Here is a 13,275-nt window from a genome sequence, read left to right as displayed (position 1 = left end):
GTTCACTCCAGTTACATTACTACGATTCTTTGTCTGTCTGATAAATAGATCCGTCAAATGCGTTTACATACACTTCCTCGGTTATATCGCCTTTTTCCAGCTGAAAATACCATGTTGGTGATAAGACTTGCAGCAGTACTTGTGATTCATTCAGCTGCACGAACGTATAATAGCCGAGCTCTGCATTGCTAATCTTGCTGTCCGGCTGAATGAGCCCATTTTTATAAAGCGCATCAAGTGCCTGTGGCGCGGGCAAAATAGCTGCTTCGTTCCGGTCTTCATCAACACTGTCGAGCATTGTTTGGGAGTACTCGACAACGTTTTCGTCATTATCGAGTTGTAAAGTCAGCGTCCCATAATCATTTTCAAACAGCTTTTTATTTTCAATTTTTTGATAGTAAATAACGGTGTCTCCGTCTTGACTTCGTTTTCGTTCCCCATATGAATATTCGCCGCCTTGATAGACGTTATTTTTTACGAATGAATTGAGCTTGTCCCGTGTTGCTCCATTTGTATCATATGGCTTGTCGAGCACACTCGCAATTTCAGTGCCATTTTTTCTAATATCCAATTTCTGCTTCGTTAAAAACAGCAAATCGGTTTCGGAAAATATTTTAGGTTTGGCGGTGATGAGCGAACGCTCACCGGCATCAGCCGGCATTTTTTCATATTTCACTCCGTCTGACTGCAGCTTTTCTTCAATTGTTGTTGCTTTAATGACTTCGAAGCGGGATGCACTGTATTTATTAAAAAACATCACAGCCAAAAAAATGTCCAGTACAAGAAACACGGCGATAAAAATGGTTTTTGTTTTACTCCAATCCATCAACCGGTCTCCTTTCGTCTGTGACGAGCTTTTGCCAAACCCCATTATATTGATAGTACCAGAACGGCTTTAGTGTTAAAATTTTCCGAGAATCTTGTTCCAGCGTCATTTCGTACCCAATCCGCATATCTGTCAGCAGCAATGGATCAATACTTTCTAGATTGATAACTTGATTCAATGCTTCCTGGCCGCTTTTTAATTCAACACTCTCTTCTGGAGGAAGTGGTTTGTCAAGCTGCACAATAAAAGAGGAGCGCTCATATTGATAAATTCGGTCCTGTCCCCAAATTTGCGACAGTTCAGCCATGCTTTGTGAATCAAAAACAGGAAAGTCGCCTGAAAACAAACGATAGCCAATATTAGACAAGCCTGGTTCTGCTGTAAATAAGCGATAATCATCCACCCAGCCTTTATGATCATTAACAAAGTTAATACTTTTTTCAATAAGCTGGTCCAACGGCATTGATTGAGGCGTTTCTGCTGGATTCACATAAGTGATAGTTCCTGTGCTGCTGTTAACACGCATAAAGCTCGAGCCATCCGTATATTCGTCAATGCCTGAACGCGAACCGCGTCTTACATAGCTCGGATCATTAAAAAGGGCACGCTTAAACGTTTCTGCATCAATTTGCTTCGACAAGTAATTTTGCACAGTTAACACAGGCGGTTCTTTCGGTACATATAAAAGGGATCCTTGTGGAACTTGATGAGAAATATATGGTTCAAGCCGAGCAGCATCTTCCACGTAGTGATCTTTAAACTCTTTTAACGATCTTGTTTCAATTTGGCTTCTAAAAACGAGTCTTTCCTGCACAGAAACAAAATAAACGAACGCTTTATTTTCTTCTTCTGCTTCCGTAATAACGATTCGGTTGAATACAGCATTCGGAACGATCGTGTCATTAAAAGAGAACATCGTCTTTATTGTATTAAAGGGCACTGAAGAAGAGAAAAATAATTCTACATGCGAATCACTGGACAATAGCTTGGAAAATTCCAGTTCATTTACAAATGAACTGGACACATTTTCAGGCTCAAAAAACGTCCAATTTGCCATTTCTTCCATCATCCAGTCCAGCTCTTGTTCAGACACAGTGCCATAATGATCGCTGCCCTGGTGTAAGATGATTTTCGACGGCTTTACGAGTTCAGAAATTTTGCGCTGCTGGCCAATCTCTACTTCCTTTACAATATCGTCTGCCCCATCGGCAATCGTTTCATAGGATGGCTGGTAGTTCCAAATTCCCCACGTAAAGGCAAGGCTGATCAACACGAGCAGTGCCAGTGCCCCAGATTTGATTTTTTCATAATTCATTCCCAATCATCCTCTTCGGAAAGATCCGCCGGCAGCGTGAAGAAAATTGTCGTTCCTTTCCCTTCGACACTCTTTGCCCAGATGTGGCCGCCGTGCGCGGTAATGAGTTCTTTTGCAATGGCAAGTCCAAGACCGGTCCCACCCATTTTTCTTGAACGGGCGCGATCTACCCGGTAAAAGCGCTCAAAAATGCGGTCGAGGCTTTTTTTCGGGATACCCATGCCCTGATCACTAATACTAATTTGAATCGTATTTCCATGCTCCTCCACCTTAAACGAAACAAGTCCGCCTTCTGGTGAGTATTTAAGCGCGTTGGAAATGATGTTATCAATAACCTGCGTGAGCTTGTCCTGGTCAATCGTGACATAAATCGGGTAACGCGGCAGCTTTCTCCTGAATGTCACTTCCTGCGATTTTGTCATTTCAAATCGGTCAATAATTTTATTGAAAAAATCAATAAAATCAGTATCTTTTTTCATTAAATTGTATTCCTGGCTGTCGAACTTCGATAACTGAAGCAAGTCGTTTACGAGCCGGATCATCCGCTCCGTCTCGGTCTGCGTAACATCAAGAAAATTCGGTGCAATGTCCGGGTCCTGCCAGGCTCCGTCCGCAAGCGCTTCTAAGTAGCTGCGCATCGTTGTCAGCGGCGTACGCAGTTCATGTGATACGTTCGTTACAAACTCGCGGCGTTCCATTTCTATTTTCTCCTGCTCGGTAATATCGTGCAGCACGGTAATTAAGCCGTTCACAAAGCCGGTTTCTTTTTGAATAACCGAAAAGTTGGCCCGAAGGACATACGGCCGATCATGCGTGCTATAATCCAAAATAACCGAATCCTGTTCATTTAATAAATCATCAAATGAATAGTCCTCTTCTAAATTCAGCAGTGAAACAATCGGCTGTGAAATCACTGTTTCACGTGAAACATTCAACATTTTAGAAGCCGGCTCGTTAATTAAAATGACACGTCCGCGCCGGTCAGTCGCAATGACGCCGTCTGTCATATACGAAAGAACCGATGACAACTTACGGCGTTCACCTTCTGTCGTTGCCTGCGCTTCCTGCAGTCTTTTCGTCAAATTGTTAAACGTCACGGCAAGTTCGCCAATCTCATCCTGTCCGTACACTTTTACTTTCCGGGAGAAATTTCCTTTTCCCAGTGCAACGGCCTGCCGCCTCATATCGGTAATCGGACGGGTAATCGTTCTGGCTAATGTAATGCCCAGAATGGCTGTAATCGCCAGCGCTAACACAGCTGCGGAAAATAAGATTTCATTAATATCATCCAATTGTGTAAAGACGGTCTCAATATCACCGACAAGATAAATGGCTCCAATAACTTCACTGTTGGATAAAATCGGTGATGTGAGCACCCAGACACGCTGGCCTGTGTTTTCGGCAATATACATTTCATCTTCTGTTTGGCCGGCTGAAAGCGCCCGTTTCACAGAAAGGTCCGGCAATCGCTGACCGACGATTCCCCGGTTGTTTGAATCAGAAGTGCCAATAATCCGGTTTTCCATGTTAATCACGCGAACCTCATTGACATCACTGGCCGAGGAAAAGTCTTCTAAAACGCGCCGGATATCCTGCTCCAACGTATTTGATTGTTCATCACGCTCTTTCAGCATTTCTTCGCGCAAATTGTATTCAAGCAAGTTAACCCGTTGCTCCAAGGACGTTTTAAAGTTTGACGTGAACTTTTCTTCAAGGGAATTGACAAAATACACACTGATAATCTGCATCGCAAATAAAATAAGCAGCACATAAATCAGTACAAATTTCATTTGAATTGAACGAAAAAATCCTACTCGCTTCATTCACATTACTCCTGTTCGGGATTGCGCAAATAGTAGCCGACACCTCTTCGTGTCACGATCCATGATGGATGGCTCGGATTATCTTCAATCTTTTCACGCAGTCGTCTCACCGTTACATCTACAGTCCGGACGTCTCCATAATAATCATAGCCCCAAACGGTTTGCAGCAAATGCTCACGTGTCATAACCTGGCCGATATGCTTCGCCAAATAATGAAGAAGCTCGAATTCACGATGTGTTAATTCAATCGTTTCACCGCGCTTTGATACGATGTACGCATCTGGGTGAATCGTCAACGCGCCAACTGCAATTTCATTGGTGTCCGCTGCTGCTTCTTCCTGAGCCGGCGCCGCCTGATGGCGCCGCAAATTCGCTTTTACACGTGCAATAAGCTCACGTGTTGAAAAAGGCTTCGTCACATAATCATCGGCCCCGAGTTCAAGACCTAATACTTTATCGATCTCAGAATCTTTCGCTGTCAGCATAATAATCGGCATCTCGTATTTTTTCCGTACTTCACGACATACTTCCATGCCATCACGGCCTGGCAGCATAATATCAAGCAGCACAAGGTCCGGCTGCATTTCCTCAACCATCTCAACTGCCTGGTCACCGTCATAAGCACACTGCACGTCGTATCCTTCTTTTTTCAAATTAAACTGCAAAATATCTGCAATCGGTCTTTCGTCATCAACAACCAATATTTTCTTTTGCATCGTATATGTCCCTCACTTTTAGTTTCACTAAATAAAAGATGGCTTCAAATATTATATTTTATCATATTTTTGCTTCTTTCGCTTTCCTTAACTTTACCATGACAGACAAATCACAGCATCCCGCAACATATATACAGAAATAACAAAAAGCACCACGGGAGCGAAATCACCGCGATGCTTTTTCGATGGCTCAGGACGGAATCGAACCGCCGACACAAGGATTTTCAGTCCTTTGCTCTACCGACTGAGCTACTGAGCCAAGATTAGATACATTCATAAAAAATCATAGTTTTCAAAAAATACAGCGGCCGTTGTTCATGAAGGACAATTCATAGGTGTTAGACGGCCGCCATCAAGAAATAACATAACAATAGGTTAAAGTAAAAATGGCGGTCCGGACGGGACTCGAACCCGCGACCTCCTGCGTGACAGGCAGGCATTCTAACCAACTGAACTACCGGACCATTTATAAATATGCTGTTCACCAGCAACGTTGTTAATAGTATCACATGGGTTAAAGGGTGACAATACATTTTCACCATATTTGTCGTAAAAAAACGAACAAAACGATGAAATTTTGACAATTTTGCGTCTATTCCTAAACATTCCCAAGGAAATAAGACAAAATTCTACATTTTTTTCGCTACAAAGAGATATTTAACCATAAACATAGACGTGAATTTTAAATAAAAGGAAGGTCCATCTGTTTAATAATTCTATTAGCTTTTGTTAAGGAGACAGTCATAAGAGCAATACTTTTTTGAATATCTATAAATTCCTTTTATGAAAAGCAGCGTTTGGATAAATGGGGACTATTCTCCAACAGCCGATCCATGCCGTCACTTCTCAAAAAAGCAGAAGAGACTGTCCCATTTGAGACAGCCTCTTCTTTCGTGCTTATATTTAGCTCCAAACGCTGCGCACGACGTTTGTTTGATTACGATCTGGACCTACAGAGAACACAGACAATGGAATGCCTGTCAGCTGTGAAACACGCTCAATATAGTGGCGTGCGTTCACAGGAAGTTCGCTTAAGTCTTTCACGCCGGTAATATCTTCTGTCCAGCCTGGAAGTTCTTCATACACAGGCTCACATTCTGCGAGTGTGCGAAGGTTCGCCGGATATTCTGTAATCAGCTCACCTTTGTAGCGGTACGCTGTACAGATTTTCAACGTTTCAATGCCTGTTAACACATCGATCGAGTTCAATGAAAGGTCTGTCAACCCGCTCACACGGCGCGCATGGCGGACAACTACGCTGTCAAACCAGCCAACACGGCGCGGGCGGCCTGTCGTTGTGCCATACTCGCGGCCGACTTCACGGATTTGATTACCAATTTCATTATTTAATTCTGTTGGGAACGGTCCGTCACCTACACGTGTTGTATATGCTTTTGAAACGCCGACAACGTGTGTAATTTTTGATGGGCCGACACCAGAACCAATCGTAACGCCGCCTGCTACAGGGTTTGATGATGTAACAAATGGATACGTTCCTTGGTCGATATCAAGCATAACGCCTTGCGCGCCTTCAAATAAAACGCGGCGGCCTTCGTCAAGCGCATCATTTAAAACGACAGACGTATCACAAACAAGATCTTTAATTTGCTGGCCATATTCGTAGTACTCATCCAAAATATCTTCTACTTTAAAGCCTTCTGTTTCGTAAAAGCGCTCAAGCAGACGGTTTTTCTCTGCAATATTATGCGCTAATTTTTCTTCAAATGTTTCACGATCCAGCAAATCAGCCATACGGATTCCCATCCGTGCCGCTTTATCCATATAAGCAGGACCAATGCCTTTTTTCGTTGTACCAATTTTGTTGGCGCCTTTACGTTCTTCTTCCACTTCATCAATTTTCAAATGATATGGCAAAATAACGTGTGCGCGATTTGAAATCCGAAGATTTTCTGTGGATACTCCGTGTCCATGCAAGTACTCAAGCTCTTTAACAAGCGCTTTCGGGTCAACAACCATACCGTTTCCGATCACACAAATTTTATCCGAATAAAAAATACCGGACGGGATTAAGTGAAGTTTGTATGTAACACCATTAAATTTAATTGTATGACCCGCATTGTTACCACCTTGGTAACGAGCTACGACTTCCGCGTTTTCAGAAAGAAAATCGGTTACTTTCCCTTTTCCCTCATCGCCCCACTGCGTTCCTACTACGACTACTGATGACATTTTTGCACCTCCGAAGGTTCATGAAAAACGTTTTGTCAAACACGTTCATTTTACCAGTAAAAAACACGATTCGTCAAACGGAAAAGACGAACATTTTTAAGTTATTTAGATTTTTTTATTCGCCTTTAAAATAAAAAAGCCAGCAAATCGCTGACTTTTTTATGCTCCCGGCGGTGCGCCCATCTCATCCATGCGCCGCTCGACATTCACAAATTTATTGTATTCTTTTACGAAAGCAAGCTCGACGGTACCGGTCGGGCCGTTCCGCTGTTTGGCAATAATAATTTCAATCATGTTTTTGTTTTCTGATTCTTTATCATAATAATCGTCACGGTATAAGAACGCGACAATATCCGCATCCTGCTCAATCGAACCCGATTCCCGAATATCCGACATCATTGGCCGCTTATCCTGCCGCTGCTCAACGCCCCGGGAAAGCTGAGAAAGAGCAATGACCGGCACTTCAAGTTCACGGGCGAGTGCTTTTAAGGAGCGGGAAATTTCCGATACTTCCTGTTGGCGGTTTTCGCCGGAGCGGCCATTCCCTTGGATCAACTGCAAATAATCGATTAAAATCATGCCAAGTCCCTGCTCCTGCTTAAGGCGGCGGCATTTAGACCGGATTTCCCCGATCCGCACCCCTGGCGTATCGTCAATGTAAATACCGGAGTTGGACAAGCTTCCCATTGCCATCGTCAGTTTGCGCCAGTCCTCATCCGTCAGTGCGCCCGTCCGCAGGCTTTGAGCATTAATGTTGCCTTCTGCACAAAGCATCCGCATCACAAGCTGTTCCGCGCCCATTTCCAGGCTGAAAATCGCAACAGTCTCATCAGTATTTGTCGCCACGTTTTGCGCGATATTGAGCGCAAACGCCGTTTTCCCGACAGACGGGCGGGCGGCCACAATAATCAAGTCGTTCCGCTGAAAGCCTGCTGTCATCCGGTCAAGCTCCGCAAAGCCGGTAGGAATACCGGTTACGTCTCCTTTTCGGTTATGGAGAAGCTCAATATTGTCATACGTGCGGACAAGCACGTCTTTAATGTTATGAAAAGCGCCGGCATTTTTGCGCTGCGCCACTTCCATAATGCTTTTTTCTGCTTCGCTAAGAAGGCCTTCTACCTCGTCTTCCCGTTCATATCCGTCCGACGCAATTGTTGTAGCGGTTCGGATTAATCGGCGCAAAAGAGATTTTTCTTCGACGATGCGGGCATAATATTCAATATTAGCTGCAGTCGGGACTGCCGACGCAAGCTCACTTAAATATGAAATACCGCCGACATCTTCAATCAGTTTCTGGGCTGCCAGGTCTTCAGTGACCGTCACAACATCGACCGCTTTTCCGTGGTCGCCGAGCTTCAGCATCGTTAAGTAAATTTGCTGGTGGGCATTCCGGTAAAAGTCTTCCGGAATCAAAATTTCAGAAGCGACTGTTAACGCGGACGGTTCAAGGAAAATCGCCCCCAGTACAGCCTGTTCTGCTTCAATATTTTGCGGCGGCACACGGTCCGTTAATACATCGCTCATCGTTACCCTCCTCGCGAAAAAAATGTGATCAGATAATTCCGATCACATTTTTTGATCATTTATTTTTCTTCTGTTACGTGTACTTTTAGTGTAGCCGCTACCTCGTTATGCAATTTAACCGGAACGTTTGTGTAACCGAGACCGCGAATTCCATCTGGAAGATCCATTTTTCGCTTGTCCAGCTTAATATTATGCGTTTTATTCAGTTCATCTACAACTTGTTTTGCGGTAACAGAACCGAAAAGCCGGCCTCCTTCACCTGTTTTCGCGTGCAGTTCAACCGTTAGCGCCTCGACTGTTTCTTTCAGTTTTTTCGCTTCTTCTAATTCTTGCGCCGCAAGTGCGGCTTGTTTTTTCTTTTGTGCGTCTAACGCATTTTGGTTGCCCGAAGTCGCTTCGACCGCGTAGCCGTTTTTAATTAAAAAATTATGTGCATAGCCGTCTGCGACATTTTTCACTTCGCCTTTTTTGCCTTTTCCTTTTACGTCTTTTAAAAAGATCACTTTCATTCTTCTGTTCCCCCTTCAGTTATTTCATCAATCACACGGCACAATTCCATCTCTACATCTTCCACTGATGCATCACGAATTTGTGTGGCCGCGTTTGTCAAATGGCCCCCGCCATTCATTTGCTCCATAATAATTTGCACGTTTACTTCGCCAAGCGAACGGGCGCTGATCCCGATCGTGTCTTCTGACCGCCGGGCAATGACAAATGATGCCTGCACTCCGGTCATCGTCAAAATTGTGTCTGCTGCCTGAGCGATCAGTACAGAATCATAGATATAATCGTCGTCGCCTTTGGCAATGGCCAGGCCGTCCTTGTAGAAATAAACTGTTTCAATCAGCTGGCCGCGCTGAATGTATGTGCCGATATCTTCTTTTAAAAACTTTTGGACAAGGATTGTATCCGCACCGTGTGTGCGCAAATAGGCAGCCGCATCAAATGTCCGGGCGCCAGTCCGGAGTGAAAAGCTTTTTGTATCCACAATAATGCCGGCAAGCAGCGCTGTCGATTCAAGCATGGATATTTTTTTCGTCTTCGGCTGGTATTCCAAAAGCTCTGTCACAAGCTCAGCTGTGGACGACGCATACGGCTCCATATACACAAGAAGTGGATTTTTAATAAATTCTTCCCCACGCCGGTGGTGATCGATCACGACGACCCGTTCTGCTTTCGATAAAAGCCGGTCTTCAATGACAAGCGACGGTTTATGTGTGTCAACAACAACGAGCAATGTTCGGTTCGTCGCAATTTCAAGCGCTTCTTCTGGCGTAATAATCCTCGAATAAAGCGATGGGTTTTGCTCTTTTACTTCGCTCAGAAGCCGTTTCACCGCTGTATCAATTTGCGAAAAGTCAATGACGATGTAGCCTTCGCGTCCGTTTAATTCGGCCACGTGACGAATTCCCATTGATGCACCCACCGCATCCATATCTGGATATTTATGGCCCATTACAATGACTTTATCGCTGTCTGTTACGATATCACGAAGCGCGTGAGAAATAACACGCGCACGCACGCGGGTTCGTTTTTCAGTCGGGTTTGTTTTCCCCCCGTAAAATTTTACTTTTCCGTCTGCCTGCTTGATGGCTGCCTGATCGCCGCCTCGTCCGAGCGCCAGATCGAGACTGGATTGGGCGAGGTCACCCAATTCCGGCAATGGAACCGTACCTTGTCCGATGCCGATACTCAATGTGAGCGGTGCATGATGTTTTGCTGTTTCTTCCCGCACCTCATCTAAAATAGAAAATTTATTTTCTTCAAGCTTGCGCAAAATCCGCTCATTCATTACCGCAAAAAAACGCTCAGAGGAAACACGTTTTAAAAACATGCCTTTTTCTTTTGCCCATCTATTCAGTTTAGATGTTACTAAGCTGTTTAAGCTGCTTCGCGTCTGATCATCCATCCCTTGCGTTAAATCATCAAAGTTATCGAGGTAAATGATGCCGAGCGCCGTTTTTTCTTCTTTAAACTGCCGTGCTGTACGCTCTTCTTTTGTTACATCAAAAAAGTAAAGAAGCCTTTCATCTGGTTTCGACATAACGCGAAATGTCTTGCCATTCAAGTCAATCATCGCTTCTTTATCACTTTTGATCGCCGGCAGCAATGGTTCTGCCACCTCATAAAGCGATTCCCCGACGAGCGTTTCTTCTTGAAAATAAGAGGTCAAAAAAGCATTTGCCCATTCGACGACGTATTCTTTATTATAAAGCAAAATACCAATCGGCAGCTCTTGAAGCGTTTCGTCGCCGACTTTTTGCAGCCGGTAGGACAGGGTAGTGACGTATTTTTGTACATCTTCATGCATTTTTCTTTCTGCCAAGTATAAAAAGAGGAGCAGAAAAACTGTTAAAATCATTAATCCGGCGCCGGCGATTCGATTATAGGTGAACAGCCAGACCGACGCAGCTGCAAGCACAAGCAAAACAACGATCATCGGTATCTGGACCATTCGCCTGTTGTAATACGAAAGCATTCGCTTCAGCTCCTCATTCTAAAGCTCCATTCGTTACGTTCAATAGAGCTGATTTTAAAAAGCGTTTAAGGCTTTTTTTGCATCCGCCGTCTTAAGTCAAATCCTAAATCAATTATACCTAATAATCGGATAAGATAAAGAAGCGGGACAAGGGGAATTGATAAAACGGCCAGAATGACCGGAATTGCTTTTGGCCATTTTTTGCTGTGAGCAAAGAAAAAAACAAATGATAGCCCTTGTATGTATAAGCATGCCTGCAAAATAAACATGACGTTTACATAAATATCGTACCATGTTGTACCGCTTTCCGGCTTTACGAGAAGTGCACCGACCATAAAAAAGAGGTAATACCATAAAATCGCACGTGGAAGCTGAACCGTCCGGAACGGATTGAGCGGTTTCATCTTTACACCGAGGCGCTTCAAAACTGGATAATTAACCGTTATCATGAGCAGAACGGCGATAAATGCCGACACTACAAAAATGGCGGGCAAAAGCGCGCCGATATATTCAATGACCGCGTTAATTTCATCTTCTGTATAAGGAACTTCCTGTCCAAGAATGTTGCTGGTTTCTACAATGGATTGCTTCAGTGCGCTGCCGAATTGATCCACAAATGAAATATCGAGCAGCACCACCGCTCCAACATATTGAATGATAATATTTACAAGAAACACAAGGCTTCCTGCCATGTAAACCATCCATCCATCCGACCGCTTCCGTATCAGCATGCCCATCATGAGTCCCGTTGTTCCATACATGACCGCCACCGGCACAGATACAATGCCTCCTGCAATAAACGCCACAGCGATTGCACCAGCAAGCAGCATAAAGGATGGACCTGCCGGATATTTGCCGCTATAAATCAAAAAAGGAAGCAATAAAAATAGCGCGCCGACAATTGAAATAATCGGTACATACACTGAGATCAGCAGCAGAACCGTAAAAATTGCCAGCATCATCGCTCCTTCTGTTATGACTTTTGTCTTTCCCACTTCAACACTCCGTTCATTTGCCGCACATTCCGGCATTCTCCTTCTTTATTCTACATTCCTTTAGTCCCCCATTCAACTTTAAAACAAAAAAATCCCGAACACAAGATCGGACTTTTCATTATTTCTTCATATTTGAAATTGACGAATGGCTTGAATTAATTCTTCATTTAATGAAGCAAGCTGTTCAGAAGCGGCTGCTACCCCTTCAATAGTTGATAGCTGTGTCCGCGTCCGGCCCTGTACTTCTTCACAAGAAGCAGCAGATGCCCGTGCTTCTTCAGCAATATGACCGGCTGTCTGGACGACGGCATCTTTTTCCTGATTTGCGGTGTGAACGCTGTGTACCATTTGGGCGATGGCTTCTTCCATTTTGATTATAACGTCTTCCTGGTTAACAAAAACCATTTCCGTTTCCCGCACGGCTTCTGTCTGCGTCATAATGTGCCCGCCCGCTTCACTTACTGTTTCAATGGCATGAGTGGAACCTTCTTGAACCGCCTCGATTTTTTTATGTATTTCACCGGCTGCTCTGCTTGATTGCTCTGCAAGCTTTCTTACTTCTTGCGCTACGACCGCAAATCCTTTGCCATGGCTGCCAGCGCATGCTGCTTCAATTGATGCATTAAGGGCAAGTAAATTGGTCTGGACAGATATGTCTTCAATCACGTGTACGAGCTTGCAATTCGGCCGATATCTTCAGCAAGTGTGCGAATGGCCGTTATAGCAACGTCCATACGGACCGCAGAAGCATTCATGGACTCCACGACAGCTGAGACGTGCTTTGTCCCCTTATCCGCCGCTGTGGCTGCCTTTTGAGCTAATTGAGCCATAGAATCGGCTTCTTCAGAAATCAAGCTAATTAATGTCCCCAGCTCTTTTGCACGGTCTGCTGCTTTTTTCGATCCGCTTGCCGAACGCTCTGTTCCATCTGTCAGGTCATCAAGCGCCGCTACAGCCACCGAGCCGGATTCATTGATTTCTTGAACAGCTATATTTAAATGTTGAATCGATTCCCGTACATTTTTAGCCGCGTCCTCTGTTACTTCAACGATGCTGCACATTTTGGTAACCATCTCATTAAAATTAAGGCTAAGTTCAGCTACTTCATCATTTCCCGAAACGTGAACGTGTGTCTGCAAGTTACCGTCCGCTACTTGTTTAACCGACTCTTTCAATTTCAGAATGGGCTTCGTAATGCTAGACGTTAATAAAAACACGACAACCATTACAATCACAAGAATAGATAACGCCGTAATCGTGAGAATTTTTTTCATTTCATTGGAAATGCCAAATAAATTTTGTTTTTCATAAACAGCGCCAATTTTCCATCCAGTCTGCGCAACAGTAATGAGAACAAACGCAATGGGTATCATGAATTTCATTCGAATGGATTTCATCAATCTACAC

At 44.1% G+C, this 13,275-nt stretch carries 11 protein-coding genes and 2 tRNA genes; all 13 read right to left on the bottom strand.

Features of this window, described 5'->3' with window-relative positions:
* Positions 1–19 precede the first annotated feature (19 nt).
* Positions 20–826, bottom strand: coding sequence for a two-component system regulatory protein YycI (locus tag BA724_RS02180; protein ID WP_069937053.1), 807 nt, complete (start codon positions 824–826; stop codon positions 20–22).
* The gene (locus BA724_RS02175) at positions 813–2,141 is read right to left on the bottom strand and encodes a YycH family regulatory protein (protein WP_069937052.1); all 1,329 of its coding nucleotides are present in this window, start codon (positions 2,139–2,141) and stop codon (positions 813–815) included. Before BA724_RS02175 ends, BA724_RS02180 begins: the two co-directional genes overlap by 14 nt.
* Entirely contained in the window at positions 2,138–3,964 is a 1,827-nt protein-coding gene (walK, locus tag BA724_RS02170) for a cell wall metabolism sensor histidine kinase WalK (RefSeq protein WP_069937051.1), read from the bottom strand. Before walK ends, BA724_RS02175 begins: the two co-directional genes overlap by 4 nt.
* A 5-nt stretch (positions 3,965–3,969) precedes the next feature.
* On the bottom strand, positions 3,970–4,680 hold the full coding sequence (yycF, locus tag BA724_RS02165) for a response regulator YycF (protein ID WP_069937050.1): 711 nt from the start codon (positions 4,678–4,680) through the stop codon (positions 3,970–3,972).
* A gap of 186 nt (positions 4,681–4,866) precedes the next feature.
* Positions 4,867–4,939 (bottom strand) — tRNA-Phe (locus BA724_RS02160).
* Positions 4,940–5,067: 128 nt separating this feature from the next.
* Positions 5,068–5,144, bottom strand: a tRNA-Asp gene (locus BA724_RS02155).
* A gap of 439 nt (positions 5,145–5,583) precedes the next feature.
* On the bottom strand, positions 5,584–6,870 hold the full coding sequence (locus BA724_RS02150; RefSeq protein WP_069937049.1) for an adenylosuccinate synthase: 1,287 nt from the start codon (positions 6,868–6,870) through the stop codon (positions 5,584–5,586).
* Between the two features lie 159 nt (positions 6,871–7,029).
* Positions 7,030–8,394, bottom strand: coding sequence for a replicative DNA helicase (gene dnaB, locus BA724_RS02145; RefSeq protein WP_069937048.1), 1,365 nt, complete (start codon positions 8,392–8,394; stop codon positions 7,030–7,032).
* Positions 8,395–8,453: 59 nt separating this feature from the next.
* A complete protein-coding gene (gene rplI, locus BA724_RS02140; protein WP_069937047.1) occupies positions 8,454–8,903 on the bottom strand; it encodes a 50S ribosomal protein L9 in 450 nt (149 codons plus the stop codon).
* Positions 8,900–10,873 (bottom strand): DHH family phosphoesterase, encoded by a 1,974-nt coding sequence (locus BA724_RS02135; RefSeq protein WP_069937046.1) that lies wholly within the window; start codon positions 10,871–10,873, stop codon positions 8,900–8,902. Before BA724_RS02135 ends, rplI begins: the two co-directional genes overlap by 4 nt.
* A 65-nt stretch (positions 10,874–10,938) precedes the next feature.
* On the bottom strand, positions 10,939–11,868 hold the full coding sequence (locus BA724_RS02130) for a YybS family protein (protein WP_169818475.1): 930 nt from the start codon (positions 11,866–11,868) through the stop codon (positions 10,939–10,941).
* A gap of 126 nt (positions 11,869–11,994) precedes the next feature.
* On the bottom strand, positions 11,995–12,534 hold the full coding sequence (locus BA724_RS02125; protein WP_069937045.1) for a methyl-accepting chemotaxis protein: 540 nt from the start codon (positions 12,532–12,534) through the stop codon (positions 11,995–11,997).
* Positions 12,531–13,265, bottom strand: a complete 735-nt coding sequence (locus tag BA724_RS02120) for a HAMP domain-containing protein (protein WP_069937044.1) — start codon at positions 13,263–13,265, stop codon at positions 12,531–12,533. The genes BA724_RS02125 and BA724_RS02120 overlap by 4 nt, the downstream gene beginning before the upstream one ends.
* Positions 13,266–13,275: the final 10 nt, after the last annotated feature.

This window comes from Domibacillus iocasae, assembly GCF_001750285.1.
Taxonomy (GTDB): Bacteria; Bacillota; Bacilli; order Bacillales; family Domibacillaceae; genus Domibacillus; species Domibacillus iocasae.
Note: the sequence above shows the minus strand (reverse complement) of the source record. Positions and strands in the feature narration are given on the sequence as shown.

What these genes read in the sequence shown, in the direction of transcription:
- BA724_RS02150 (WP_069937049.1), bottom strand. Translation starts at nt 6,870, where the DNA reads ATGTCATCAGTAGTCGTAGTAGGAACGCAGTGGGGCGATGAGGGAAAA.
- BA724_RS02180 (WP_069937053.1), bottom strand. Translation starts at nt 826, where the DNA reads ATGGATTGGAGTAAAACAAAAACCATTTTTATCGCCGTGTTTCTTGTA.
- walK (WP_069937051.1), bottom strand. Translation starts at nt 3,964, where the DNA reads ATGAAGCGAGTAGGATTTTTTCGTTCAATTCAAATGAAATTTGTACTG.
- dnaB (WP_069937048.1), bottom strand. Translation starts at nt 8,394, where the DNA reads ATGAGCGATGTATTAACGGACCGTGTGCCGCCGCAAAATATTGAAGCA.
- BA724_RS02135 (WP_069937046.1), bottom strand. Translation starts at nt 10,873, where the DNA reads ATGCTTTCGTATTACAACAGGCGAATGGTCCAGATACCGATGATCGTT.
- BA724_RS02120 (WP_069937044.1), bottom strand. Translation starts at nt 13,265, where the DNA reads ATGAAATCCATTCGAATGAAATTCATGATACCCATTGCGTTTGTTCTC.
- BA724_RS02175 (WP_069937052.1), bottom strand. Translation starts at nt 2,141, where the DNA reads ATGAATTATGAAAAAATCAAATCTGGGGCACTGGCACTGCTCGTGTTG.
- rplI (WP_069937047.1), bottom strand. Translation starts at nt 8,903, where the DNA reads ATGAAAGTGATCTTTTTAAAAGACGTAAAAGGAAAAGGCAAAAAAGGC.
- yycF (WP_069937050.1), bottom strand. Translation starts at nt 4,680, where the DNA reads ATGCAAAAGAAAATATTGGTTGTTGATGACGAAAGACCGATTGCAGAT.